The sequence below is a fragment of the Bacillus sp. AFS059628 genome (assembly GCF_002571225.1).
Taxonomy (GTDB): Bacteria; Bacillota; Bacilli; order Bacillales; family Bacillaceae_G; genus Bacillus_A.
The window spans coordinates 29,453-55,538 of sequence record NZ_NVEC01000027.1; the positions used below are offsets into that span (position 1 = coordinate 29,453).

At 34.2% G+C, this 26,086-nt stretch carries 22 protein-coding genes and 4 tRNA genes; 18 read left to right on the top strand and 8 right to left on the bottom strand.

What is annotated here, in order from left to right:
* Window positions 1-28: 28 nt before the first annotated feature.
* The 13 genes from COL05_RS10255 (at window position 29) to COL05_RS10315 (ending at window position 9,334) form a co-directional block, all read left to right on the top strand.
* Window positions 29-104 (top strand) — tRNA-Lys (locus tag COL05_RS10255).
* Between the two features lie 13 nt (window positions 105-117).
* Window positions 118-189, top strand: a tRNA-Glu gene (locus tag COL05_RS10260).
* A 21-nt stretch (window positions 190-210) separates the two neighbouring features.
* Window positions 211-286, top strand: a tRNA-Asp gene (locus COL05_RS10265).
* 41 nt (window positions 287-327) lie between these two features.
* Window positions 328-400 (top strand) — tRNA-Phe (locus COL05_RS10270).
* Between the two features lie 435 nt (window positions 401-835).
* Window positions 836-1,543 (top strand): cell wall metabolism DNA-binding response regulator WalR, encoded by a 708-nt coding sequence (gene walR, locus COL05_RS10275; protein WP_000971872.1) that lies wholly within the window; start codon window positions 836-838, stop codon window positions 1,541-1,543.
* 3 nt (window positions 1,544-1,546) lie between these two features.
* Window positions 1,547-3,388 carry a cell wall metabolism sensor histidine kinase WalK gene (gene walK, locus COL05_RS10280; RefSeq protein ID WP_098668536.1) on the top strand — a complete coding sequence of 614 codons (1,842 nt, stop codon included), beginning with the start codon at window positions 1,547-1,549 and terminating at the stop codon, window positions 3,386-3,388.
* Window positions 3,385-4,701: a YycH family regulatory protein gene (locus COL05_RS10285; protein ID WP_098668537.1), complete on the top strand. Its 1,317-nt coding sequence runs from the start codon at window positions 3,385-3,387 to the stop codon at window positions 4,699-4,701. Before walK ends, COL05_RS10285 begins: the two co-directional genes overlap by 4 nt.
* Complete coding sequence (locus tag COL05_RS10290) at window positions 4,682-5,524, top strand: two-component system regulatory protein YycI (RefSeq protein ID WP_098668538.1); 843 nt, start codon at window positions 4,682-4,684, stop codon at window positions 5,522-5,524. The genes COL05_RS10285 and COL05_RS10290 overlap by 20 nt, the downstream gene beginning before the upstream one ends.
* Window positions 5,508-6,302, top strand: coding sequence for an MBL fold metallo-hydrolase (locus COL05_RS10295; RefSeq protein ID WP_098668539.1), 795 nt, complete (start codon window positions 5,508-5,510; stop codon window positions 6,300-6,302). Before COL05_RS10290 ends, COL05_RS10295 begins: the two co-directional genes overlap by 17 nt.
* Before the next feature lie 63 nt (window positions 6,303-6,365).
* Window positions 6,366-7,541 carry a S1C family serine protease gene (locus tag COL05_RS10300; protein ID WP_098668540.1) on the top strand — a complete coding sequence of 392 codons (1,176 nt, stop codon included), beginning with the start codon at window positions 6,366-6,368 and terminating at the stop codon, window positions 7,539-7,541.
* A 53-nt stretch (window positions 7,542-7,594) separates the two neighbouring features.
* A complete protein-coding gene (locus COL05_RS10305) occupies window positions 7,595-7,780 on the top strand; it encodes a CxxH/CxxC protein (RefSeq protein WP_001052827.1) in 186 nt (61 codons plus the stop codon).
* Window positions 7,781-7,839: 59 nt separating this feature from the next.
* Window positions 7,840-8,319 carry a 23S rRNA (pseudouridine(1915)-N(3))-methyltransferase RlmH gene (rlmH, locus tag COL05_RS10310; RefSeq protein WP_001027003.1) on the top strand — a complete coding sequence of 160 codons (480 nt, stop codon included), beginning with the start codon at window positions 7,840-7,842 and terminating at the stop codon, window positions 8,317-8,319.
* A gap of 136 nt (window positions 8,320-8,455) precedes the next feature.
* Window positions 8,456-9,334, top strand: coding sequence for a radical SAM/SPASM domain-containing protein (locus COL05_RS10315; protein ID WP_097852436.1), 879 nt, complete (start codon window positions 8,456-8,458; stop codon window positions 9,332-9,334).
* Between the two features lie 187 nt (window positions 9,335-9,521).
* On the opposite strand, the gene pepF is transcribed toward COL05_RS10315, so the two are convergent.
* Together pepF and guaC are read right to left on the bottom strand one after the other, a co-directional pair.
* Entirely contained in the window at window positions 9,522-11,339 is a 1,818-nt protein-coding gene (gene pepF, locus COL05_RS10320; protein WP_098668541.1) for an oligoendopeptidase F, read from the bottom strand.
* A 134-nt stretch (window positions 11,340-11,473) separates the two neighbouring features.
* Window positions 11,474-12,457, bottom strand: a complete 984-nt coding sequence (gene guaC / locus COL05_RS10325; RefSeq protein WP_000432444.1) for a GMP reductase — start codon at window positions 12,455-12,457, stop codon at window positions 11,474-11,476.
* Window positions 12,458-12,931: 474 nt separating this feature from the next.
* Between guaC and COL05_RS10330 the strand changes: the two genes are divergently transcribed.
* Complete coding sequence (locus COL05_RS10330) at window positions 12,932-14,377, top strand: DEAD/DEAH box helicase (protein WP_098668542.1); 1,446 nt, start codon at window positions 12,932-12,934, stop codon at window positions 14,375-14,377.
* Window positions 14,378-14,415: 38 nt separating this feature from the next.
* On the opposite strand, the gene COL05_RS10335 is transcribed toward COL05_RS10330, so the two are convergent.
* Window positions 14,416-14,976 (bottom strand): DUF1836 domain-containing protein, encoded by a 561-nt coding sequence (locus COL05_RS10335; RefSeq protein WP_098668543.1) that lies wholly within the window; start codon window positions 14,974-14,976, stop codon window positions 14,416-14,418.
* A gap of 164 nt (window positions 14,977-15,140) precedes the next feature.
* Here COL05_RS10335 and trhA point away from each other — a divergent pair, with 164 nt between their 5' ends.
* Both trhA and galE read left to right on the top strand, forming a co-directional pair.
* Window positions 15,141-15,788, top strand: a complete 648-nt coding sequence (gene trhA / locus COL05_RS10340) for a PAQR family membrane homeostasis protein TrhA (RefSeq protein WP_000995364.1) — start codon at window positions 15,141-15,143, stop codon at window positions 15,786-15,788.
* A gap of 178 nt (window positions 15,789-15,966) precedes the next feature.
* Window positions 15,967-16,983 (top strand): UDP-glucose 4-epimerase GalE, encoded by a 1,017-nt coding sequence (galE, locus tag COL05_RS10345; RefSeq protein WP_098668544.1) that lies wholly within the window; start codon window positions 15,967-15,969, stop codon window positions 16,981-16,983.
* Window positions 16,984-17,033: 50 nt separating this feature from the next.
* Here galE and pelG read toward each other — a convergent pair whose 3' ends face one another.
* From pelG to COL05_RS10370, 5 genes are read right to left on the bottom strand one after another with little or no spacing between them, the layout of a single operon-like run.
* Window positions 17,034-18,488, bottom strand: a complete 1,455-nt coding sequence (gene pelG, locus COL05_RS10350; protein WP_098668545.1) for an exopolysaccharide Pel transporter PelG — start codon at window positions 18,486-18,488, stop codon at window positions 17,034-17,036.
* On the bottom strand, window positions 18,476-19,897 hold the full coding sequence (gene pelF / locus COL05_RS10355) for a GT4 family glycosyltransferase PelF (protein ID WP_098668546.1): 1,422 nt from the start codon (window positions 19,895-19,897) through the stop codon (window positions 18,476-18,478). Before pelF ends, pelG begins: the two co-directional genes overlap by 13 nt.
* Before the next feature lie 3 nt (window positions 19,898-19,900).
* Window positions 19,901-21,733, bottom strand: a complete 1,833-nt coding sequence (locus COL05_RS10360) for a DUF2194 domain-containing protein (RefSeq protein WP_098668547.1) — start codon at window positions 21,731-21,733, stop codon at window positions 19,901-19,903.
* The gene (locus COL05_RS10365) at window positions 21,717-22,637 is read right to left on the bottom strand and encodes a tetratricopeptide repeat protein (RefSeq protein ID WP_098668548.1); all 921 of its coding nucleotides are present in this window, start codon (window positions 22,635-22,637) and stop codon (window positions 21,717-21,719) included. Before COL05_RS10365 ends, COL05_RS10360 begins: the two co-directional genes overlap by 17 nt.
* Window positions 22,637-23,860 (bottom strand): GAF domain-containing protein, encoded by a 1,224-nt coding sequence (locus COL05_RS10370; RefSeq protein ID WP_098668549.1) that lies wholly within the window; start codon window positions 23,858-23,860, stop codon window positions 22,637-22,639. The genes COL05_RS10365 and COL05_RS10370 overlap by 1 nt, the downstream gene beginning before the upstream one ends.
* A gap of 296 nt (window positions 23,861-24,156) precedes the next feature.
* Between COL05_RS10370 and COL05_RS10375 the strand changes: the two genes are divergently transcribed.
* The gene (locus COL05_RS10375; protein ID WP_098668550.1) at window positions 24,157-24,975 is read left to right on the top strand and encodes an endo alpha-1,4 polygalactosaminidase; all 819 of its coding nucleotides are present in this window, start codon (window positions 24,157-24,159) and stop codon (window positions 24,973-24,975) included.
* Window positions 24,976-25,411: 436 nt separating this feature from the next.
* Window positions 25,412-26,002, top strand: a complete 591-nt coding sequence (locus tag COL05_RS10380; RefSeq protein ID WP_000542569.1) for an AmiS/UreI family transporter — start codon at window positions 25,412-25,414, stop codon at window positions 26,000-26,002.
* Window positions 26,003-26,086: the final 84 nt, after the last annotated feature.

Below are 26,086 nucleotides of genomic sequence, written 5' to 3' on the forward strand. Positions count from 1 at the left end.
GTCACGAAAATATGACGTTGGTGAGTATGAGCCATTAGCTCAGTTGGTAGAGCATCTGACTTTTAATCAGAGGGTCGAAGGTTCGAGTCCTTCATGGCTCACCATTTTATTTTTCGTGGCCCGTTGGTCAAGTGGTTAAGACACCGCCCTTTCACGGCGGTAACACGGGTTCGAATCCCGTACGGGTCATGTTTTTTTATGTTCATTTTTGGTCCCGTGGTGTAGTGGTTAACATGCCTGCCTGTCACGCAGGAGATCGCCGGTTCGACCCCGGTCGGGACCGCCACTTTTGTTTATACCACCATTAGTGGTTTTATATATAGTTTTGGCTCGGTAGCTCAGTCGGTAGAGCAGAGGACTGAAAATCCTCGTGTCGGCGGTTCGATTCCGTCCCGAGCCACTCTCAGGATATTAAGTGGGCCCACTTAATATCCTTTTTATTTGTGTAATTTTACAAAATGGAGTAGTTATTTTAAAATAGAATGAGGAGCCTCTAGCAGTTGAAGCTAGAGGTTTTTCTATAGATCGTATAGGATTCCGTGTAAATGTGGATCATACATGAGTCTGTGAGAATAGAGGAAAAAGTACTTAAGCAAAAGATGCGGTCATATAGGGACATACTATGTAGACATCAATGTGTTTAAGGATATTGACCATATTTTTACCCCACTATTTACTGGGCAGTAAGCCCCCGCCTTAAATTTCAGCAAAAGCAAAGAAGTTAGGTGGGGAGCGGGCTGCCCGTAAAAGCCCAATTGGTGAGGGCTAATAATCAGTGGGTGATGAAGAAAACACCCACCAATTAAAGTTTCACTTTATAAGGAGGAAATAGACGATGATGGGAAAGAAAATTTTAGTAGTTGATGATGAAAAGCCGATTGCGGATATTTTGAAGTTCAACCTAGAAAAAGAAGGTTTTGAAATTGTAATGGCGCATGATGGTGATGAAGCGATTGAAAAAGCGACTGAAGAACAGCCAGATATGGTTTTATTAGATATTATGCTACCAGGTAAGGATGGCTTAGAGGTTTGCCGTGAAATACGTAAAAGCTCAGAAATGCCGATTATTATGCTTACAGCGAAGGACTCTGAAATCGATAAAGTATTAGGACTTGAGCTTGGAGCAGATGATTATGTAACAAAGCCATTTAGTACGAGGGAATTACTTGCTCGCGTGAAGGCGAATTTACGTCGCCATCAACAAGGTGGTGCTGCAGAAAAAGAAGAAAATACGGAAATGGTTATTGGCCCAATTGTTATCAACCCGAATGCATATAGTGTAACGAAGCGTGAAGAAAATATTGAACTTACACATCGTGAATTTGAGCTACTACATTATTTAGCAAAACATTTAGGACAAGTTATGACGCGCGAACATTTATTGCAAACAGTTTGGGGTTATGACTACTTTGGAGATGTACGTACAGTGGATGTAACAGTTCGTCGTTTACGTGAAAAAATTGAAGATAATCCAAGTCATCCTACATTAATAGTCACTAGACGTGGAGTAGGGTATTACTTGCGTGACCCAGAGCAGGAATAGTATATGAAGAAAGTCGGTTTTTTTCAATCTATTCATTTAAAATTTGTACTCATATATATGCTATTAATATTGATAGCTATGCAGGTTATTGGGGTATATTTCGTTAGAGAATTAGAAAAGAGTCTTGTACAAGGATTTAGAGATTCTTTAACGCAGCAAACGAATTTATTATCATATAACTTGAAACAAGAGTTTAAAAAAAGTCATACAAAAGCAGAAACAGAATCAACAGATGAAACGATTAAAACTTCAATTCGAAAATTTGCCTCTGATCGAAAGAAAGATATCCAAGAGGTAAGTGTATTTGATTCGAATAGAAAGTTACTTGCTATTTCAGATGAGTCAAAGCAAAACAAGGTAAATAGAACATCAACTGATATAGCTGTTCAGCGGGTATTGGTACAAAAAAAGCCAGAAGTGAAAATTGAGAAGGATGGTCGTACAGGTCATCGCGTACAAGTTATGCTTACTCCTATTCTAGATGATAACGGCAAGGATGCACTTGGTGTTATTTATATTGTTGCATCTATGGAAGATGTCTATAAACAGATGAAGGATATTAATCAAATTTTTGCGACTGGAACTGTTATTGCATTACTCGTAACAGCTGTACTTGGAATTTTGTTAGCTCAAACGATTACGAGACCAATCTCAGATATGCGAAGACAAGCGATTGAAATGGCAAAAGGAAACTATTCAAGAAAAGTAAAAGTGCATAGCCATGATGAAATTGGACAATTAGCATTATCTTTCAATAATTTATCAAAAAAATTACAACAAGCTCGTTCTTCAACGGAAAGTGAAAGACGTAAATTATCATCCGTTTTATCACATATGACAGATGGGGTAATTGCTACCGACCGAAAAGGAGACATTATTTTATTAAATGATCCTGCGGAAAAGATGCTAAATGTTTCTCGTGAAACGGCACTTGATCAATCTGTTTTAGAAGTATTAGGGATACAGGAAGAATTTACGCTCGATCATTTATACGAAGAGCCTGATTCCGTTTTATTAGATTTTAGTACGAGAAATGAGCCATATATTTTACGTGCTAGTTTCTCTGTTATTCAAAAAGAGACAGGGAAAGCAAATGGTTTAATAGCCGTATTATATGACGTAACTGAACAAGAGCGTATAGAGAGGGAACGCCGCGAGTTTGTGGCAAACGTTTCCCATGAATTAAGAACGCCATTAACGACGATGCGCAGTTACTTAGAGGCTCTTACGGACGGCGCGTGGCAAGATCCGAATATTGCACCGCAATTTTTAACAGTTACACAAGAAGAAACAGAAAGAATGATTAGACTTGTAAATGCGTTATTGCAACTTTCTAAGCTTGATAGTACAGAGCATCGTTTAATGAAAGAATGGGTCGACTTTACTGACTTCTTTAATAACATTATTGATCGTTTTGAAATGTCTAAAGAGCAAAACGTAAGTTTCAAACGATCTTTCTCTAAGAAATCCCGATTTATTGATATGGATACGGATAAAATTACACAAGTATTGTATAACATTATTTCGAATGCATTAAAGTATTCACCAGAAGGTGGAACAGTAACATATCGCTTACGTGATCGTGGTGAGTTATTAGAGATTAGTGTAAGCGACCAAGGAATGGGTATTCCGAAAGAGAATGTTGATAAAATCTTTGAACGTTTTTACCGCGTAGATAAAGCACGTTCAAGACAAATGGGTGGTACAGGACTTGGATTAGCAATTGCGAAAGAAATGATTGAGGCACATGGTGGCTCGATTTGGGCGAAGAGTGAGGAAGGAAAAGGGACAACTATTTATTTCACATTACCAATGGCAGCGGATGAAGAGGACGATTGGGAATGAGTATGGAAAATGTTAAAACGATCGTTTTAATTAATTTAGTTGTAATTAGCCTATTTCTTACTTTTAACTTATGGACGTATGTGCCAGATTCCACGTCTATGCAAAACGCAAAATTTGTGCAAGGTAATGAAGGAACTACTCAAACTAAAATCGGTGATGTTGTCCGCCCTACTTCTATCATTGTCCACAAAGATAAAAATCATTACGGGAGCAAAAGAGAGGGAGATATAGAATCAATCTATAAACCTTTGGAAGCAGGGGAATTATATGATTTCAAAGAGATATCGATTGCTAAAGCTGATTTCCTTTCTTATGTGCATGGTGAAGGGAAAATTGAACTTGTTTTTCCTACCAACATCCCATTTGATGCAGTTAAATCTATGTTTAATATGAAAGAAAAAAGTATAAATAAGCCTAAATATTTTAATCGAATTATTCTTGATCCTTCTAGAAGTAGGGATCAAGAAATTAAAATTAATTTTGTTTCTGATGGTGATAACTCTAGAATATATGAAGCAAAATTAAGTGGTTTGTATTTAAAAGATATTGTAAATGCACAAAATCAATTTATAGTATCGGCAAAACCTTATTTTGACTATCAAATTAATGATATGAAAAAGTTATTTTTACCAGATGGAACGACAGAATTAAGTAATATAACATATATTTCATCTAATTTAGCGGTTGATACATTTAAGAATGCTCTTTTTAGTGACCCGCGTTATTTAAGTCCTATTACCGAGAAATCGAAAGAAACATTTACAGACGGTATTAGGTCTATGGAGATTGAAAACGATCATCATATGCTAAAGTATAAAAATTCTTCTGTTTCAAGTGAGAAAACGACAGATAATTTAATGCTTTTACAAAAAAGCTTTGATTTTGTAAATGGTCACAGTGGGAGCTTGGATTCATATCGTTTGGACTATATGAATAAAGGACAGACGGTATTTCGTCTACATGAAGATGGATATTCCGTATTCAATACAGATGGATTAGCTGAATTGAGACAAGTATGGGGATCAGAAGAAGTAATGGAATATGAAAGACCGTTGTTGTCTTTAAATACGAAAGGTATAGAGCAAAAGGTCACTCTTCCATCAGGTCACGTTGTAATAGCATCCTTAGAAAATAATCCCGCAGTAGATAAACGATTCATTAAAGACATTGGTATTGGATACAAATTATCACTAGATGGGCAAGTAGCTCGACTACAGCCAATTTGGTATGTAAAGTTTGTTGAAGATGAAGCTGGCAAACAAAAAATATATGAGTGGAGTGAGGGAGGACTAAATGGATTGGGATCGGATTAAAACCATATTTATTGTGACCTTTTTTGTTTTGGACCTCTTTCTCATTTTTCAATTCATTCAAAAGCAAGATAGTAATCAATTGGAGCTTATTGCAGAAACAAAGATAGATCAAGAATTAAAAGCGAACAAAATTACGATGGGTAATTTCCCTAAAGAACCAAAAAAAGAGTCATTTATTAGGGCGGAAAACAAGGCATTTAAAGAAGAAGATGTACAGTCTTTAAAAAATCAAACAGCCCATATACAAAATATGTACAAAATAGAAAGTAAGCTAAAAGAGCCCTTTTTGAATACAAAATCATTATCTAAAGATAAGTATAGTGATTTTTTGAAGAACTATGTATTGGATGGGCAAAAGTATGAGTTTGGTGCGATGAAAGACTCTAAAATTTACTTCTTCCAAAAATATAAAGATAAGCCTATTTTTTATAACGATCAGGCGATAATTGTTGTGGAATTAAATGAAAAAAATGAACTTGTGTCGTACACGCAAACGATGCTAACTGATTTAAAAGAAATGGGCGAAAGTGAAAAAACGAAACAGCAAGAAATTATTACTGCCCAAACGGCTTTAGAAAACCTATATTTAAAAAATAAAATTCATGGGAATACACATGTAAAAGAAGCACAAATTGGTTATGCCAACCTTACCGCATCTACTTCTAATAACCAAGTACTCGCTCCAACATGGAATTTAAAAACGGAGCAGAAGCAGGACTTCTTTGTAAATGCAATTGAAGGACAAGTTATGGAATTAGGTGAAAAGGAAAATCAAGTGGTTGATGAACATACTGGAGTGAGAAAGAATGGGGTTGCATTTTAGCGTACTTGCAAGTGGAAGTACAGGGAATATGCTATATGTAGGAACGGATGAAAAGAAATTACTCGTCGATGCAGGTTTAAGTGGTAAAGCAACAGAGGCTTTATTTAAACAGGCAGAACTAAATATAAATGATATATCAGGTATTCTTGTAACACATGAACATAGTGATCATATTAAAGGATTAGGTGTATTGGCACGTAAATATGATTTGCCTATTTATGCAAATGAGAAAACATGGAACGCAATGGAACACTTAATAGGAAATATCCCGACTGAGCAAAAGTTTATTTTCTCAGTTGGGGATGTGAAAACATTTGGTGATATTGAGGTCGAGTCATTTGGGGTGTCTCATGATGCGGCAGAGCCGATGTTCTATGCTTTTCATAACAATAATAGAAAATTAGCCCTTATTACAGATACGGGATACGTGAGTGACCGTATGAAAGGTGTTATTAAGGGAGCTAATGCTTTTGTATTTGAAAGTAATCATGACGTAGAAATGCTTCGTATGGGGCGTTATCCATGGAGTATTAAGCGACGTATTTTAAGTGATGTGGGTCACGTTTGTAATGAGGACGCTGCATTAGCGATGGCAGATGTAATTACAGATGAGACAAAACATATTTATTTAGCACATTTAAGTTTAGATAATAACATGAAAGAACTAGCACGTATGTCAGTATCACAAGTATTAGAGGAAAAGGGATTTGGAGTGGGAGAAGCCTTTGAAATCCACGATACAGATCCAAAAATGCCGACAAAAATTCAATACGTATAATTCTTCATTTTAGTAAACAATAAAGGTGAATATAGTTGTTTTCAGGAAGATAGGTGAACAAATATGTCCTTTATTGATGAAGAAAATTATCGTATGAAACGTGCAAGAAAAAAGAAGCATAAAGGTATTGTTATTTCTAGTATAGCAGGAACAATTGTAGGAGCTTCGTTATTTGCATTTGGAGCTCCTTTGTTTTCAAATGATGCAGGCGCGTTTCCACAAGCAGAAGCAAGTGGAAGTAATATGGCCCAAGCGCAAGGAATTAAACAGATTAGCTTTGTCGATGCTGTTGATCGTGCATCTGAAGCTGTTGTTGGCGTTATTAATATTCAGCGAGATAATTTTTCAGAGGCAGATTCAGAAGCTGGTACAGGATCGGGTGTAATTTATAAAAAGACAGATGGCCAAGCTTACATTGTAACGAATAATCATGTTGTTGCTGGGGCGAATCGTATTGAAGTAAGTTTAAGTGACGGTAAGAAAGTTCCAGGAAAAGTATTAGGCACTGATGTAGTCACAGATTTGGCTGTACTAGAAATAGATGCAAAGTATGTGAAAAAAGTAATTGAAATTGGTGATTCTAATGCTGTTCGTAGAGGAGAACCGGTCATTGCGATTGGAAACCCGCTCGGGCTACAATTTTCTGGAACTGTCACACAAGGCATTATTTCGGCTAATGAACGTATTGTCCCTGTGGATTTAGATCAAGATGGACATTATGATTGGCAAGTAGAAGTATTGCAAACAGACGCAGCAATTAACCCAGGTAATAGTGGTGGTGCGCTTGTAAACGCAGCAGGTCAATTAATTGGTATTAACTCAATGAAAATTGCTGCAAAAGAAGTAGAAGGAATTGGACTAGCCATTCCTGTTAATAGAGCTGTTCCTATTATGAATGAATTAGAGAAGTACGGAAAAGTAAGAAGACCATATGTTGGAATTGAACTTAGATCGTTAAATGAGATTCCGAATTATTATTGGTCAAAAACATTGCATTTACCGGGCAATATAACAGAGGGAGTTTGCATTTTAGATGTGAAAAGTCCTTCGCCAGGTGCAGATGCTGGTTTACGAGAACATGATGTGATTGTAGCAGTAGATGGAAAACCGGTTCGGGATATTATCGGATTCCGTACGGCCTTATATGATAAAAAAATTAATGATAAAATGACTCTTACATTTTATCGTGGTACAAAACGAGCAACAACAACGGTTAAACTAGGCATTCAAAAGTATTAAAAACAGGAGGGCCTACCTCCTGTTTTCTATTGTAGAAAAGTGAGGTGAAGAATATGAATTTACCTTGTTGTTTAGAACATGTTGAATTAGCTTTAGATATTATTGTGGATGAGTGTGAAGTTGCACCGGTTATCAACAATGTGGATAACTCAGAAAAAGAGAAAAAAACATGTGAATTTTGTCAAAATGAGGCGACATATGTTGTATCGAACACAGATTCTCACACAATATGTGGGTAACATTTGTGGATATGTGGATAAGTTATGTGGATAACATGTTTGTAAGGTGGGGAATACGTGTGAATATCTCGATTATTTCAATTGGGAAATTAAAAGAAAAATATTTAAAACAAGGTATAGCAGAATACTTAAAACGATTATCTGCATACGCAAAAGTGGAAGTAATTGAATTACCAGATGAAAAGGCGCCAGAAAATTTAAGTGAAGCAGAAATGTTAATTGTAAAAGAAAAAGAGGGTATACGTATACTGGATAAAATTTCTGATGATACGCACGTCATTGCGTTAGCAATAGAAGGAAAACAAAAATCATCAGAAGAATTTGCAGTAAGCTTAGATCGTCTTGCTACATATGGAAAGAGTAAAGTTGCCTTTGTAATTGGAGGATCACTTGGACTAAGTTCAGAAGTAATGAAGCGTTCAAACGAATCACTTTCTTTTTCAAAGATGACATTACCACACCAATTAATGCGATTAGTATTGCTTGAGCAAGTGTATAGAGCATTTCGTATTAATCGCGGGGAACCGTATCATAAATAGTAATAGTACATTCAAACGGCTACAGATGTGGCCGTTTTCTATATTTCCTAAAATAAGTATGTTTCTATTTCTAAAAAAGTATGCTGTAATATGAAGAGGAAAAAGTATAAGTAGTCATAGAAGTGAGGAGTTAAAGGTGAAGAAGTTTAAGAAATTTTACTTGGAGATTACGAGTGTATGTAATCTTGCGTGCAGCTTTTGTCCGCCGACGGAAAGACAGAAGCAATTCATTTCTGTGGAGGATTTTGCAAAAAGGTTAGACCAAATTAAACCACACACAGACTACATTTATTTGCACGTGAAGGGTGAGCCGTTGCTACATCCAAAAATAGATCAATTGTTAGATTTAAGCCATGAAAAAGGGTTTAAAGTTAATATTACAACGAACGGAACGTTAATTAATAAGAGAAGGCATAGATTGTTAAATAAGCCTGCTTTAAGACAAATGAATTTTTCACTGCATAGTTTTGATGGACACCCAGGTTCACAAGACAAAGAGGGGTATGTAAGAAGTATACTTTCCTTCATTAGAGAGGCGACAAGTCAATCGGATTTAATTGTTTCACTTAGATTATGGAACTTAACGCAGGATAATAAAACAAATGCTGAAATCCAGAAGAATAGAGAGTTATTATCTATCATTGAAAATGAGTTTAATTTATCTTATCAAATTGAAGAGAAGCTTACACCAGGAAAGGGTATAAAAATTGCGGAGCGTGTCTTTATTAATCAAGACTATGAATTCCAGTGGCCAGCATTACATGAAGAAGAGGATGATGGAAGAGGATTCTGTCACGGTCTTCGAAATCAAGCTGGTATTTTAGCGAATGGAACAGTTATTCCTTGTTGTTTAGATGGTGAAGGGATTATTAATCTTGGGAATATTAATAATGATTCATTTTCTAACATTATAGAAGGCGAAAGAGCTACAAACATTGTCGATGGATTTTCGAGAAGAGTTGCAGTCGAAGAGCTATGCAGAAAATGTGGATACCGTAAAAGATTTGGAAAGTAAATATGAAATAAGCCCTCATAAAGCGAGGGCTTATTTTTTATCCCGCATTAACGGGCAGTAAGATCCCCACCTCAAAATTCAGCGGAAGCAAAGAAGTTAGGTAGGAAATCAACTGCCCGTAAAAGCCCGATTGGTTCAACTAATAATCAGTGGGGGATGGACACCCCCCACTGATTAAAGTTTCACTTTATTCTTGATAAGAGCTCTCTAATTCATCAATTAAGGAACCAACGTAAGAAACAGCTCTGCGGATTGCGTCTGGTTTTGACATATCGACTCCGGCATGTTTCATTAATTCAAGTGGTTTCATTGTACCACCAGCGCGAAGTACATCTAACCAGCGATTAACGGCAGGTTGTCCTTCTTCTTTAATCATTTGAGCTACTGCAGTAGATGCAGTGAGGCCTGCGGAATACGTGTAAGAATATAAGCCCATATAATAATGAGGTTGACGCATCCAAGTTAAGCCAGCACCTTCATCAATTTTTACGGAATCTCCCCAGAATGTTGAAAGTACATTTGCTTTTATTTCAGTTAAAGTTGTAGCTGTAAGTGCTTCTCCTTCTTCTGCTAGGCTGTATACTCTTCTTTGATATTCTCCCTCAAGTAAGTGAGTAACAAAGTTGTGATAATATGTACCAAGTAGTTGCAGGATTACCCATCTGCGCATTCTCTTATCGTCATTCGTCGCTAATAAATGCTGGGCTAATAGTAATTCATTCATTGTAGATGGTGCTTCAACGAAGTACATAGATGGACGTACATTCATAATACGTTGGTTTTTATTTGCTAAATAAAAATGACCAGCATGCCCAAATTCATGAGCTAATGTGAAGCAGCCGCGCATCGTATTTTGCCATGTAATTAAAATGTATGGATGAGAACCATACGGACTTGAACAAAATGCCCCTGTTGATTTCCCTACGTTATCTGCAAGGTCGACCCATCTTTCTTTGAATCCTTTTTCGATAATGGAACTATATTCATCCCCGAGTACTTGTAAAGAGTCTTGAATAAGTTTTCCAGCTTCTTCGTAAGTAATTGTCGGGTTAAATTCGGGATCTAAAGGCGCATGTAAGTCGCAGAACAGCATTTCATCGAGTCCCAATACTTTCTTTTTTAAATCTGCAAAACGGCGCATATGAGGCGCTAATTCTTTATAAATAATATCAAGTTGATTATTATACATTTCAAGAGGAACTTTTTGAGGTTCTAAAAGCATATGAGTAACAGATTCAAATTTGCGTAAGCGAGAAAGTGTCACTTGTTTTTTTACTTCAGTCGTATATGTTGTTGCCACTGTATTCTTGTATCGTTTCAAGGTGGAAACAAATGATGAGTATGCTTTCCTACGTATGTCTGCGCTTGGAGAAAACTCATATTTGCTTTCAAATAATGCAAACGATACAGGAAGTTCATTTCCTTGTTCATCTTGTATGGAGTTAAAATCCATATCGGCTAATTTAGTCATACCGTAAATTTTGTATGGAGAACTATGTACTTCGCCAAGTGCAGCAAGAGCTTCTTCTGTTTCAGGAGAGAGCGTGTGCTGCCTTTTTTGTAGTATGTCTAGTAATGATTTACGGAAAGGTTCCAGTTTGATTTCTTCTGTTAAATATTTTTCAATCGTTCCTTCGTCAAATAAGAGGATTTCATTACGGATAAAGGATAGTGCAGTATGTACTTTCGTCCATAAAGCAGCAATTTTGGAAGAGTTCGCTTGAACAACTGGATTTGTACGGTCAGTAGATTCTTTTAAATTTGCGTAGGAGTATAATTTTGTTAACTTCATTAGAAGCTCTTCTTCTAAAAGTAGGCAATGTAATAAAGTAGTAGGGCTAGTGTGTAATTGTCCTTTAAACACATCAAGTTTTTTTATATCTTCTGTTAATACACGTAATGCAGTTTCCCACTCTTTATCAGATTCGTATAAATCAGAGAGGTCCCATGTTAGCTCAGCAGGGACTTCCGCGCGAATATGGCGTTTCTCAATGGTATTTTTCATTTGTTATAACCCCCTTAGTATAAGTATCTAAAAATATAATACTAGAAAATTCAGTAAAATGAAAATATTTTACATTTCTATATAGGAAAAAGAACAAGCATAAAAATGCTTGTCCTTCGAGTTACATTTAAAAATTAATATACTTTATCACCGTTGAAAATAGAGTTTTTCACGACTACATAATCTACAGTACGAATTGAGTCTAATTTTGTTCCACCAGCATAAGAGATAGAAGATTGAAGATCTTGTTCCATTTCGATTAAAGTGTCTTCTAAAGAACCTTTATGCTCAACGAACATTTTCTTACCTTCAACGTTTTTCTTTTCGCCTTTTTGGAATTCAGAAGCTGAACCAAAATACTCTTTATAAAGTTTGCCGTCTTTTTCGATTGTTTCCCCTGGAGACTCTTCATGACCAGCGAATAGAGAACCGATCATAACCATAGTCGCCCCAAATCGAATAGATTTAGCTACGTCACCGTGTGTACGAATACCACCGTCAGCGATAATTGGCTTACTTGCAGCTTTTGCACACCAGCGAAGTGCAGCTAGTTGCCAACCGCCAGTTCCAAAGCCTGTTTTAATTTTAGTAATACAAACTTTACCAGGTCCAATGCCAACTTTTGTTGCGTCAGCACCAGCGTTTTCTAATTCTCTTACCGCTTCTGGCGTTCCAACGTTTCCAGCGATAACGAAGCTTTCTGGTAAATGCTTTTTAATATGTTGAATCATGTTGATCACAGCATTAGAATGTCCATGCGCGATATCAATCGTGATGTATTCAGGTGTAAGTTGTTCAGCAGCTAATTGCTGTACGAATTCATATTCGTCTTCTTTTACACCAACGCTAATAGAAGCGATTAAACCACGTGATTGCATATCTCTAATGAATGAGATTCGTTTCTCTGGTTGGAAACGATGCATGATATAGAAATAATTGTTTTCAGCTAAGTAAGTTGCGATTCTTTCATCAATAATCGTTTGCATATTTGCAGGTACGACAGGTAATTTAAATTTATGTTTACCTAAAGTGACAGTTGTATCACATTCAGAGCGGCTGTTCACAATACATTTTGCAGGAATTAATTGAATATCTTCATAGTCGAATACGTTTTCCATCATTTACACCCCTAAAATACGAATATTTTATTTTTATTAATCAAAAATGTTCGTCCATATGATAATTTACATTATTTTCATTAAGAAGTCAAAGGATTTCTTAACATTTTTTAAAAAAGTAGATTTTATATCTAAAAAATAACGTTAAAAACGAACCTAAAACGTTTTTTTATTAGTATTGTTCGTCTATAAAAAATACGGAAAATAAAGATAATTACACAAAGTTGTATGTATTCTTTTTATTTTTGGGAGTAGATGTAGGAACTTTGAAAAGGTTAATGCTAACAATACGAGTAAAAGATGTTATCAAGTAGTTGAACAATATATGAAATGATAAGGTTTATTTCTATATAAAAAGATGAATCTGACATGATCCACCTTTTTATGTAAGGTTTCAAGTATAATAAGTAGGGCGATAGTAACGTATACAAAAGATAAAAAAGAAAATAATACAGAATAAAATGAGGTTAATATATGAGTGAAAAAGGTTTTTTTGAGTATAAATTAAGTAAAGAAATTGTAAGGGCGCTTACTGGGTTAGGGTATGATCATCCAACAGAAGTACAAGGTGAGGTTATTCCAGTCGCATTACAAAAGAAGGATCTTGTTGTGAAGTCCCAGACGGGAAGTGGAAAAACAGCTTCATTTGGTATTCCACTTTGTGAAATGGTGGAGTGGGAAGAGAATAAACCACAAGCATTAGTTTTAACACCAACGAGAGAGCTTGCGGTACAGGTAAAAGAAGATATTACAAATATAGGTCGATTCAAAAGAATCAAGGCTGCGGCAGTTTATGGGAAATCCCCATTTGCACGTCAAAAATTAGAATTAAAGCAAAAGACACATATTGTAGTTGGGACTCCTGGTCGTGTGTTGGATCATATTGAGAAGGGTACCCTTTCTTTAGGGTGTTTGAAGTATTTAGTTATTGATGAAGCAGATGAGATGCTAAATATGGGCTTTATCGATCAAGTAGAGGCAATTATTGATGAATTACCTACAAAAAGAATGACAATGTTATTTTCAGCAACACTCCCAGAAGATGTTGAGAAATTGTCTCGTACATATATGAATTCACCAACTCATATTGAAATTAAAGCGGCTGGGATTACGACGGATAAAATTGAACATACTCTTTTTGAGGTGATAGAAGATGAGAAGCTTTCACTACTTAAAGATGTAACAACGATTGAGAATCCGGATAGTTGTATTATTTTCTGCCGTACACAAGACAATGTAGATCATGTATATAGACAATTAAACAGAGCTAACTATCCTTGTGACAAAATACATGGTGGTATGGTACAAGAAGATCGTTTTGAAGTCATGGATGATTTTAGAAAAGGAAAATTCCGTTATTTAGTAGCAACAGACGTGGCTGCGAGGGGAATTGATATTGATAATATTACACATGTTATTAATTATGATATTCCACTTGAAAAAGAAAGCTATGTACATCGTACTGGAAGAACGGGACGAGCTGGAAATAGTGGAAAAGCTATTACATTTATAACACCATATGAAAATAGATTTTTAGAAGAGATTGAGGAGTATATTGGCTTTGAAATTCCAAAGGCAATTGGACCTTTGAAAGAAGAAGTTATGAAAGGGAAAGCTGCATTTGAAGAAAAGATACATGCTAAACCAATTATAAAGAAAGATAAAAATGCAGACATCAACAAAGGCATTATGAAGCTGTACTTTAATGGTGGGAAGAAAAAGAAAATTAGGGCGGTAGATTTCGTCGGTACAATCGCTAAAATTAAAGGTGTTACAGCGGAAGATATAGGCATTATTACGATACAAGATAATGTTTCTTACGTTGAAATATTAAATGGAAAAGGACCACTTGTCTTGAAAGTCATGAAGACTACAACGATTAAAGGGAAACAACTAAAAGTTCATGAAGCAATTAAGTAAATAAAAACTATCCACTTTAATAGGTGGATAGTTTTTATTTATGATTCTTTTAAATCATCCACTAGTTGCTCCGCTAAACGTCTATACATATTACTCATAGTCACGAAGGATGTTAGTAGTAGAAATTTTTCTAGCTTTGTGTCTTCTAAGGAAGAAATCTCATTTACTTCTGTAACACGGTTATTTACGTCTTGTTTAAAGCTTTCGACATTGCTTTCAGTAAGAGCAAGATAATTTTTGTATAACGTATTTAATTCGAATGAATCATCATTTAATAAGGAGTCATTTATAGTTTCTAATGAACTTTTTATGTCGTTAATGGAAAGAGCACCTTTTAATTGATAAATTAGGCTAATTAAAATCATATGCTCTTTTGAATACTTTTTATTTTTGATAGGGATGAATAGTTTCCCTTTTGCGTAATTATTAATCATCGTTTTTGTTAATACTTTTTCATCATCAGTTCTCGTTGTATTTGCATAAGTATTCTCAAATAGTTGGACAACTTGATCTACATATAAGTCAACATTTGGAATATCCTCAAGTTTAATATTTTTTTCTAAATGCAATGTCTCAAGTAATTCATTTATATTTTCCACGTAGAATCCCTCACTTTTATAACTTAGTGGAACTTAATGTCTAATACATCTTTAAATATGGTATTACGAAACAAATGAATTGTAAATGTTGACCTTAAAAAGAAATGTGTATATAATTACAAGTAGTTATCAAAACTACGTGTAATTATATGAGGGGTGTTATTATGAATGCTTATGTAAGGGAACCAGTTAATGCATTTACTCACTTAGGTGGAGCGATATTATCATTTATTGCCTTATTAGCTATGCTTGTGAAAGTTTCTATCAAGATGCCATCATTTGCTGCAATTACAGCTGTTATTTTGTTTGGTATTGGAATGATGGTCCTTTATACGGCGTCAGCTGTATATCATAGTGTTGTGGCCAATGAACGTGTTATTTACTTCTTTAGGAAGCTAGATCATTCTATGATTTTTATATTAATTGCAGGTACATATGCACCCTTTTGCTTAATTACATTAAATTCAGCAAGTGGTTTGCTATTATTTTGTTTAGTCTATGCAACTGCGATTTGTGGCATTGTGTTTAAAATGTTTTGGTTTAATTGTCCAAGATGGTTATCGACAGCAATTTATATTACGATGGGTTGGTTAATTGTTTTATTCTTTGCACCGTTAGCTGAAAATTTAAGTACAGGAGGCATTGTTTTCTTAGTACTTGGGGGCATTTTTTATACAATTGGTGGATTTATTTATGGAACAAAGCCAAAATGGCTAGAGTTTAAATATATGGGACATCATGAAATTTTTCATGTTTTTGTATTATTAGGTAGTCTTGCGCATTTTCTAAGTGTATATTGTTATGTAATTTAATAAGAAAAACGCCACATNNATGTGGCGTTTTTCTTATTACTTGATTGGAATCGTATATGTTATAAAAATATTATGGGATAAAATGTAAGTTTCTGTGTTCGCATATTAAACATAGGATAAGAAATATGTGATATACTTTGAGAAGTTTATAATGAATGAAATATGGAGGACTATAATTATGGCAATACTTGTAACAGGTGGAGCAGGGTATATTGGTAGTCATACATGTGTAGAATTACTAAATAGCGGTTACGAAATTATAGTAGTGGATAATCTTTCGAATAGCTCGGTAGAATCTATAAATCGAGTGAAAGAAATAACAGGAAAACAATTTAAGTTTTATAAAGAAGATGTTTTAAATCAAGAAGCACTTGACGCAATTTTTGAAGAAAATGCAATCGAAGCAGTTATTCACTTTGCAGGGTTTAAAGCTGTAGGGGAATCAGTAGCAATTCCATTAACATATTATCATAACAACATTACGAGCACGTTAGTGCTATGTGAAGTAATGCAGAAACATAATGTAAAGAAGATGATTTTTAGTTCATCTGCAACTGTATATGGTATCCCGGAAACGTCACCGATTACAGAGGAGTTTCCATTAAGTGCAACAAATCCATATGGTCAAACGAAATTAATGATTGAGCAAATTATGCGTGATGTAGCATTTGCGGATACAGAATGGAGTATCGCGTTACTTCGCTATTTCAACCCATTTGGTGCACATGAAAGTGGACGTATTGGAGAGGATCCAAATGGAATTCCAAATAACTTAATGCCATATGTCACACAAGTGGCAGTAGGTAAGCTAAAAGAATTAAGTGTATTTGGAAATGACTACCCAACGAAAGATGGAACAGGCATCCGTGACTACATACATGTTGTAGACTTAGCAAAAGGTCACGTAAAAGCGCTAGAGAAAGTACTGAATACAACAGGAGTAGATGCTTATAATCTGGGCACAGGTACAGGGTATAGTGTACTTGAGATGGTTGAAGCATTTGAAAGGGTTTCAGGAAAAAAAGTTCCTTATAAAATTACAGAGCGTCGTCCTGGTGATGTCGCAATATGTTTTGCAGATGCATCAAAGGCAAAACGTGAACTAGGATGGGAAGCAAAACGTGGATTAGAAGAAATGTGTGCAGATTCTTGGAGATGGCAATTAAATAATAAAAATGGCTATTTGGAAGTTTAATATGTAGATACAAAAAATGACCTTTGCATGAGCAAAGGTCATTTTTGTATTTATTTCCCGTTAAGTTTATTAGCTAATTTGGTAAAAAAGGTCCGCTGTTTTATAGGAATATTTGACTGGCAAAATGTATAATAATCAATATCTTTAATGTAAGTAAAGAGCCTAGAAATAGCATATAGGAATGTAATAGAAGATCCAACTGCGAAACTAATGCCGTAACCATTGAATCCAAATGGAAGCAGGATAAGGCTTAATAACAAGTTTGCAAAAAAGAAAATAGCTGATGTTCGAAATGCCCCTTTACGATCCTCAAAGTATAGGAGTAGTAATGTAATAACGAGCACCATTCCATTTGCATAAGCACCAACTATAGTTAGTTGCAGAATAGAATAATTAAGTGTTGTGTTTCCAGATTGCGAACTAAACATCCATATTATAAAAATAATAAGTAAGGAAAAAATACCTTGATTACGAAGTATACGTTCCATTTCCTGCTTTAAGACAAAGTTCATGGAATCTTTCAATTGTAAAAGCGTATGTAATGTTCCGCCATTGTTTACCGAACCGAAGAACTTTTTATATCTTTCATAAAACCTGGTTTCAATAGATACTACAAAGAAAATATAGGTTGGGATAATACTTAAATACGCCCAGAAAACAGAAGTATCATAAATTTGATGATAAATAAATGTGTCTTCAATATTTCCCCGACCGTCTCCAAACCAAATAACAAAATTACATACCCAAATACCCACATTGTAAAATAGGCTTGACCAAAATAATTCTGGATATTTATCTAAATAAGACAGAAAGGTAAATTGTTCAGTAGCATCACTATTTGGAAACATTCGTACAATAACGATACTTAACCATACTAGTGTAATGAAAGTACCGAGTGTAAAAGAAATTAAAAGCAATAGGGCAGATCCATGTTCTAACCCAAGTGTAGGGTGCCAGTAAGCTACTAGGATAATTCCTAATAGGGAAAAAATGGATCCGATTAAAAATGCCAGTGCAATTGATTGATAATCTTTAGCTGCTGTTAAATAAATGGACTGAATCCAGATGATATTTAAAGCTAAAAATAAAAATAGCATCACGATTTTATAATATAAAGCTAATGGTGTGAAAAATGCAAACAAAAGCCATAACATAATAGCTAAAAAAAGTGTGATCTTCGTCATTCCTAAAAATGAAGAAAATACTTTATCAGCTTTTTGTTCGTATAAAAGGTCAGCTACATATCTAGTTACAATGAGCTGCAATGCTCCGTAAATAATTTGAGAAAAAATAAAGCAATATGAAATTGAAATAGTGAAAAGGCGCTGTTCTTCAATTGAAATAGAATGAAATAAACTCAAAATGAATCGAATAGTTGTTACTGCTAAAATAACGACTAACCAAGGACCGGCTGTAACAAATAACGAAAATCCATAAGCTTTTACTCTTGAAGAATAGTAGTCTTCCTGAAATAATTTTTGTAATCTAAATCCTATACCTGCCATGTTTTCGCACCCCTTTCTAAATAAAGCTTACGATAACTATCAACAACACCTGATAATTGATAATATGCTTCAATACGATTACGTCCATTGTTTCCGAATTGTTGAATGGATTCAGGGTGGCGATAATACCATTCTAAGTGGGTGGCAACTTGTTCAGGAGATACAGGTGGTACAACAAAGCCACATTGGCCGTAAGGATCTTCATCTTGTCCATAAATTAACTCCTTACAAGAACCAACGTCTGTAACAACCCATGGTAATCCCGATGCCATTCCTTCTAACATAGCTAGTGGTTGTCCTTCAGATATACTAGTTAATACGAGAATATCCGTTTGTTTTAAGTAATCTTTAATGTTTACTCTGCCAGTCATTATTACATGTTCTTTTAATCCAAGTTGCTGAATTAAATCACGACATTCTTGGGCATACTCTGGTTCTTCTGTATCAGGACCTAATAAGTAGAAGATAAACGGAATACCTTTTTCTAATAATAATTTAGCTGCATAAATCATTGTTTTTACGTCTTTAATTGGCACAACTCGTATAATAGCAGAAATAATGAGTTTATCTGAATTATGTTTTGGCTTACGTAGCCCTTTATAGTCAGATAAAGTAACACCATTTGGAACAATTTTTAGTTTATGGGCCGGAGCTCCTAGTTCTTTTTGATATGTACTATTCCGTCCGAATAACGTAATCACATCAGCAGCTTGTTCATATGCTTGGTGAGATAAATGATGGAAGAAAGAAACCCATCTTTTTTTGTATTCGATTGGTATCCAAGTTGATTGGAGTATTTCCTCTTCACGTTCCCGAGAATAAATACCATGCTCTGTTAGAATAAATGGTATGTCAGATTTGGCACTAATTGCAGCTCCAAGAAGCCCACCATAGCCTGTAGATACAGAATGGATAAGATCTAACTCAGGAAAATCAATTTGTAAAATTTGAATGATTGGTGTGAACATAGATCTCCACATCCAAAAGTAATTTAAGAAAGAACCACTACTTTCTTCATACCAATAGCTTTCTTTCACTATTTCATAAAATTCACGACTTTCGAAGAAGGAATGTAGTGTTCCTAGCTTTTGCTTATTCCCTAATATTTGTAATGCTTCTGTGTCGTTAGCTTGGAATGTAAACCATTTTTGAAGTGTTTGTACTTCATCAGTCGTTAAATTGGTTTTTATATGTTTTGAGTCACTTTCTGATTGTAAGGGAATCATAATGATATCTTTTACATTGTTAGGAATTTCATATTGATATTCCTCTTCTGTTTTTATTTGCGGTACGATCGCAAAAATTGTGAATTCATGTTCTTTAAATTGCTGGATGATCATTTGTACCCAACTTGCTACTCCGCCACTGACAAAAGGATAACTTCCTTCAACGACTAAACCTATTCTCATCTGCTATACCCCTTTAATTGGAATTGTAGCGTTAGCTTGTTTTAATATAACGCTATAAATTTGTGAATCTAGCTTTGTAACTGTGCCGTATGGGAATGAACCGGTTTTCAGTTTTTTCCCTTCTTCCACACGTATAATCGTTGCAGTGTGGTTTGGTAATCCTTTATATGCAATGTGAACAGCATCATCTTCATAAGAAACAGCTAAATCACCAGTTTGATAAATTTTCATGGAAGCAGTTGCTTCGCTTTGTGTCATACTTTTTATATAAGGATATCTTTCTCGTATTTCTTTAATTGTCGTTTTATAAGCCTTAAATAATTCTTCCCATGTTAAATTACCCGAACGTTTTTCATCAAGGATATCATCTGGATGGACGAAATGTGAGATAACCCCTAAATTTGCGGTAACATCAGCTAAAATAAATTGTTCTTCATCTGGGATAGCGTAGCCACTCGTAATACGCGGGAAGTGATAAATATTTTTGTTGTGCTCGTCTGGTCCAAATTCTTGAATTAAACTGCCGTTACTTTTACTTCCCACATATAGAGAAGCAACTGTTTCCATAGTTGGAACCGCGTCGTTTAATGCACTTAATCCAGTTGTATTTATAATATTGGATGGTGGTACATAGGTTTTTAGTTTTTCGTTTGGAAAGAAGTTATACACGAGTTTTTGTAAAGCATCTAAGGATCTCTCCATGTCCTCTTTTGAATTCCACGGAACATATTCAAGTGCTTTATCTACTTGGTCTGGTGGTAATAATAAAGGTTGATGGTTATAGCCATGAATACCGATTTCTCCACCGTGACTTAATAATTCTCTCCCAAATAATAAATAGGTATTTCTATTTTTACCTGTGAAATCTTCAAAAGGTGGCGTTACTTTATTTTGGTATGTCCCAATTGCAACCCCTGTATATTTAATGTCAAGCTCTTCAGAGATATCCTTCATATTTTTCCACCAATGTTTTTTATAAAATTCTTCAACAGAAATTTTTTCTGTTGTTAAGTTTTTTAGTTCTCCACTTGGAATTGGAGATGGGAAGTCATCGATATACATAATCTCCGCTCCAAGTTGTACTGTAGCGAAAGTCGGGAAAATAGTACCCAGTGATTGAACGAACATACCCCTACCTAATTTATCGTTCAATGCTGTTGTATTCCAATATAAGACTTTTCCTTCACCGTAGTCATTGGTCCAAAGGATGGGAGTATCTTCTGCAGTAATCCAAGTATTAGTTGTATTCTCATCTAGCGTAATATTCATTGAGCTATGAGTGAACAATGGAGAAGAACTTGAGAGATCAGGATAACCAGGGAATAAAACTTCTTCAAAGGTTAATCCTTTCACATCTTTAAAGCCTTCTTTTTTTGTAATACCAAATAATGTGTTCCAGGAGGGATCTGAATCAAGTCGGTTTGCGATAATAACCCTTCCGCCCATTTGTACAAAATTTTGAATATCAGCTTGTGGAAGTTGCGCCATTATTTCACCTGTAATAATAATCCCTGTATAGGGGGAGGGAGTAAGTCCCTTAATTTCATTAGCTGTAATATCTTTATAGTGTAGGTGTGCGTAATCCATAGCCTTTTTCGTATTAAATTCGACTTGTTGCCCTAATGTATTATCCGTTTTTAAAACGTATAATTGCATTTTTTGTCCATTTTGGGCTACATCTTTTGCTTTGAGTGTTTTAACAGTATCTGTTTCTTTAGTTTTAGGAACAGAAAACTTTTGATAGAAATTTTCTGTTCGATATATAAGGATAGATGTAATTAAGAGAAATAAAATGATACTAACAATTCCGATATATATATTAATCCCCTTTTTCAATGTGTACGCCTCCAAACTGCCTTACAAATAATTGATATTTACGCGGTAGTATATGAACTCTTTTTGCAACTGCTAGATTATTGATTAAGTTATAGAGCTCGTCCCATAACTTTTGCTCATAATATATTTCAAGTAACCCAACATAACCGTAATATGATTCAGGATAGAAATGAATAAGATTTAAAAATTGTTCTTCAGACTTTGCATATTGTTTTGTATGTAGAAACAGATTTCCAAGGTGGAAAGGGTAAAGAGATTCGGTAGGGAATAGTTCTACACTTTGTGTAATAAAATTCATAAATTCAGCGATTATTTTTTCCTTTTTCTGATTAGAAAGAAGACCACTGTCTATATATCTTAAATAGTTAGAAACCAACTCTTTTGCAATTTCATTTTGTGGATTTTGTAGAAATTGCTTATTTAAGTATTCGATCTGTTTTTCGTACCGTTCATTTAGTAAATTAATAGTAGTTGCTGCGTAATGTACAGTTTCAGGATCTTTATGGTGAATGGCTTCTTTCAATAAGCCTCCTTCATTGGAAATAGAGGAGGAGCTTAACTGTACAATGAGTTGTTTATGTAATTCAGGCTTATCTAGTTCTAATCCAGAAGAAAATGAAATTAGGTCCATATCTTGTTTTGCAGCTGCCAAAATATCTTCATAATGATCAACTTGAAAGGAAACATACTCAGAGTATTGCTGTAACCACTCGGTTTTGGAGCGTCTTATATTCAGTAATAACATGATTGCTGATACAATAAGTCCGACAAGCGGGAAAAGGAGAGAGATAATCAAGCAAAATTCAATAATTCCTTTCTTATCTTCAGTAATCAAACCTTTCGTAAATCGAAATAAAAGAAAAACCAAAATAGCATAAATAAAGTAAAGAAGGAGTAAAATCATTAGAATATCACTCCTTTAGAAGAAAGAGCGTTTTGTATACGAGTTTGGACTGGTAATAAAAACTTTTCTTCAGTGCCAGGTAATAGAATCATAACTTTTTGTTTGGTCGTGCTATAACCGAATATATCAATATTCCGCAAATGATCTTTTAAAATAGAATTTATCATTTCTAAGGAATCTTGTGGAACAGTAAATTCAAAATAGGAATATGGATAAGATAATGTTTCGTAACGTTTCTTTTCTATTTTTAGTAAATGTTCAAATTCATCTTCATAATAAATGCTCGTTTTAGGGAATGTACGATCCTTTTGACTTGATAGCCAAAGATTAGAAGCGTTTTGTAAACGATCGCCCATCCAGCGTAAATACCATGTGAAAAGTTCGAATTGCTCAGAAGTTACTTTTGAAAATTCAATTTCGTCTAATATAATGACGTATTGTACATCATCTTGGAATAGGACGGGACCAACTAAAAGTGGAGCGTCTTGAAAATCCTCTTCTGTACGGAAGAAAGGTCGATTATGCGCTACAGCATTTTTGATGACTAGCGAAGCATTTTTAACAAAAATGGATTGAGGTAATGTATGTTTACCAGTTTCTGCTCTTAATTTAATACGAAGTGATTGTTTATTGTTATCGACGTGATAGATACCAATTTTTTTTGCTCCGAAATACATTTTTAATACATTTATTCCTTCATCGAGTACAATTTCAGGATGTGTATGATTTAAAGCTTTAAACATATGATACATTTTAGATAAGTGATTATTTGATTCAAGTACACGAGAACGTAGTGTAATACGTGTTTCATCCAATTGTTTCACAACATACTTTAATTCTTTATTTTCGGCTTTTAGCTCATTATTTATCATATGTACATCTTCATACCGTTCTTTTTGTGCAGTACTCATTAGTCCACAACATAAACTAATAACAAGTAAGAAAATCCAATTAATCCAGTAATCTAATGAATAAAAGTACAGTAATATATCATCTTCTTTATATATACCGCTTACAAAAATATAAATCATTGCTTCTAGAAAGGTGAAAAGGGCGATAGATATGCCATACCGGCTCGAAATAATTAATGTAATAAATAAGAGTAAGAAGTATTCATACGTTGGTGTTAGAAAATCAGTTAGTATTGAGAGAAAAAATAGAGCAATAAAGAGAATCGTAGGTTCAATCATTTTTTGTAATAAATTAGATTGTCTATAGTGCATAAAAAATCCCTTCTTTCGTTTGCAAATTTAATTTTGAGGAATAGTACACTGAAATAAAATACATAATTTAAAAGAATTATTTTAAAATATATAATATATGAAGCCCAAATCATTTTATCAACAGAGATGTAGTAAATTCAAGTGAAAAAAATTCTAATTTTTGTTAATGTATTGTATTTATTGGAATTTTTATTAAATGTCGAGTTTGAAAAAATGTAAAATGTTATTGTATTACTATACTTGTATTAATATTTAAAATGATAAAAAATTACAGTTTTATAGGGGGGGATATTATTATGGAGTGGAAACGTTCCATATGCTTTTTAGCTATATTTTCTTTTATTTTTTCCTCAAGTACATCCGCACAAGCAAATGTCGTGGAACCAGTTTTAAAAAATGTACGAAGTTATAAAATTTATTATGGTGAAGCAAATGAGCAAGTAATTGAGAGACTTTCAAAGTATGACATGGTCATTATAGAGCCATATGCATTTACGAAAGGGCAAGTTCAGCAATTAAAAAAATCAGGAACAGTAGTCCTTGGGTATGTTAGTGTTTTAGAATTAGAATCGTGGCATAAATCGCAAGTAGTTGAATCAGACTATTATTATCGAGACGGTAAGAAAATGAAGATTGAGCAGTGGGATACATATATTATGAATTTAGCTGATGAACATTACCGTCGGATTGTTGTAAATAAGGTGAAACAGCAAGTTATTGGAAAAGGAATAGACGGTGTGTTTTTAGATACCGCTGGTGATATTGATGACTATTTTTATGATCAGCCAGTTACACAAGGGAAATTTCGCGAAGCATATGTAAATTTATTAAAAGAAATAAAAGGTGCTGATTCTGATTTGCTTCTTATACAGAATTGGGGATTTGACACAATCAAAAATACATCCTTGAATTTTATACATGGTGTATTGTGGGAAGACTTCAATAAACAAGTTATTACGAAAGATGAATGGAGTCAAAATTGGATGCGCTATTTTAAACAACAAAGTAATAAGATTGTAACGTTTACCGTTACTCCAAATACCGTATCTAAAAAATATAGTTCTATAAATGGATTTATTCCCACAATTAATCCGAATGATATTTATGATAAATAGCAATTATTAGGGATGAGAAACTATCAATATTAACTATGAAAGTTTAGGTCAGTAATACGACTATCTTATAAAGATGAATGTATTACTGACTAGCTCATTCTATAATATTCCATGTTAGAAATTAGTAGAGTGAGATAGAAAAAATGCATTATCCTATTAATTTTTATAGAAATGAAAAACGTAATATTTAAAATAACATCAATACTTGTGTCATGGTTAGAGTACGTTTATAATCAAGGAATCCTATTAATGTTCTGATAGGGTTATTTATAATTGAAAGCGTTTTAAATCTGGCGTTCTTTAAGGTAGGAAGTCTGACCTATTTAGATTAAAAATTATGTATGTAGTTTTAAATGGGAAGAAAAATAATAAAGAATCACTTTATATTGTGGGGAGGTTAAAAGTGTGAAAGGGAAAGACTTTCACACGAATATATATGGGTTACGTAGGATTATTACTTTCGGGTGCAGCTTTATTTTTAAATAGTCTTGTTATATTAGGAAAAGCAGAGATGAAAAGTGCGGGTGTTTTTAATTTATTTGTAGGTGCACTACAAATTATTATTCCGTTCTATTTGATCATGATTTCTGACCAAAGCAATTGGACAGTATATTCATATGCAGCTACTTTCTTATTTGGATTAACCTATTTATATGTAGGTGTTACTTTTATAAAAGGAATGGACAGTAGCGGTTTAGGGTGGTTCTGCATTTGGGTAGCAATTATTGCTTTATTCTATATGGTTGTTTCATTTGTTCAATTCCACGATGTTGTGAATGCGTTAACGTGGTTTATGTGGGCATTACTTTGGTATTTATTCTTTGTATTAAATACACAAAAAAAGAACATCAATCAATATCTTGGAAGGATTGCCTTCGTACAATCATGGGTAACATTGACGTTACCTTCACTCTTTTATTTTATGGGAGTATGGGGAGAGGGATTCGTATATGAATTATGGGTTTATGTATCTGTAATTTCTATTTTATACTTCTGTTATTGTATTTATAAATATCGAGTACGTTAATATATGTTCTGTAGAAAAGCGTGGAATCGTTAAACGAATTCCATGCTTTTTATATGTTAACACTTATAATAGAGAGGTAGTATT

What these genes read in the sequence shown, in the direction of transcription:
- walR (WP_000971872.1), top strand. Translation starts at nt 836, where the DNA reads ATGATGGGAAAGAAAATTTTAGTAGTTGATGATGAAAAGCCGATTGCG.
- walK (WP_098668536.1), top strand. Translation starts at nt 1,547, where the DNA reads ATGAAGAAAGTCGGTTTTTTTCAATCTATTCATTTAAAATTTGTACTC.
- COL05_RS10285 (WP_098668537.1), top strand. Translation starts at nt 3,385, where the DNA reads ATGAGTATGGAAAATGTTAAAACGATCGTTTTAATTAATTTAGTTGTA.
- COL05_RS10290 (WP_098668538.1), top strand. Translation starts at nt 4,682, where the DNA reads ATGGATTGGGATCGGATTAAAACCATATTTATTGTGACCTTTTTTGTT.
- COL05_RS10295 (WP_098668539.1), top strand. Translation starts at nt 5,508, where the DNA reads ATGGGGTTGCATTTTAGCGTACTTGCAAGTGGAAGTACAGGGAATATG.
- COL05_RS10300 (WP_098668540.1), top strand. Translation starts at nt 6,366, where the DNA reads ATGTCCTTTATTGATGAAGAAAATTATCGTATGAAACGTGCAAGAAAA.
- COL05_RS10305 (WP_001052827.1), top strand. Translation starts at nt 7,595, where the DNA reads ATGAATTTACCTTGTTGTTTAGAACATGTTGAATTAGCTTTAGATATT.
- pepF (WP_098668541.1), bottom strand. Translation starts at nt 11,339, where the DNA reads ATGAAAAATACCATTGAGAAACGCCATATTCGCGCGGAAGTCCCTGCT.
- guaC (WP_000432444.1), bottom strand. Translation starts at nt 12,457, where the DNA reads ATGGAAAACGTATTCGACTATGAAGATATTCAATTAATTCCTGCAAAA.
- COL05_RS10330 (WP_098668542.1), top strand. Translation starts at nt 12,932, where the DNA reads ATGAGTGAAAAAGGTTTTTTTGAGTATAAATTAAGTAAAGAAATTGTA.
- trhA (WP_000995364.1), top strand. Translation starts at nt 15,141, where the DNA reads ATGAATGCTTATGTAAGGGAACCAGTTAATGCATTTACTCACTTAGGT.
- galE (WP_098668544.1), top strand. Translation starts at nt 15,967, where the DNA reads ATGGCAATACTTGTAACAGGTGGAGCAGGGTATATTGGTAGTCATACA.
- pelG (WP_098668545.1), bottom strand. Translation starts at nt 18,488, where the DNA reads ATGGCAGGTATAGGATTTAGATTACAAAAATTATTTCAGGAAGACTAC.
- pelF (WP_098668546.1), bottom strand. Translation starts at nt 19,897, where the DNA reads ATGAGAATAGGTTTAGTCGTTGAAGGAAGTTATCCTTTTGTCAGTGGC.
- COL05_RS10365 (WP_098668548.1), bottom strand. Translation starts at nt 22,637, where the DNA reads ATGATTTTACTCCTTCTTTACTTTATTTATGCTATTTTGGTTTTTCTT.
- COL05_RS10370 (WP_098668549.1), bottom strand. Translation starts at nt 23,860, where the DNA reads ATGCACTATAGACAATCTAATTTATTACAAAAAATGATTGAACCTACG.
- COL05_RS10375 (WP_098668550.1), top strand. Translation starts at nt 24,157, where the DNA reads ATGGAGTGGAAACGTTCCATATGCTTTTTAGCTATATTTTCTTTTATT.
- COL05_RS10380 (WP_000542569.1), top strand. Translation starts at nt 25,412, where the DNA reads ATGGGTTACGTAGGATTATTACTTTCGGGTGCAGCTTTATTTTTAAAT.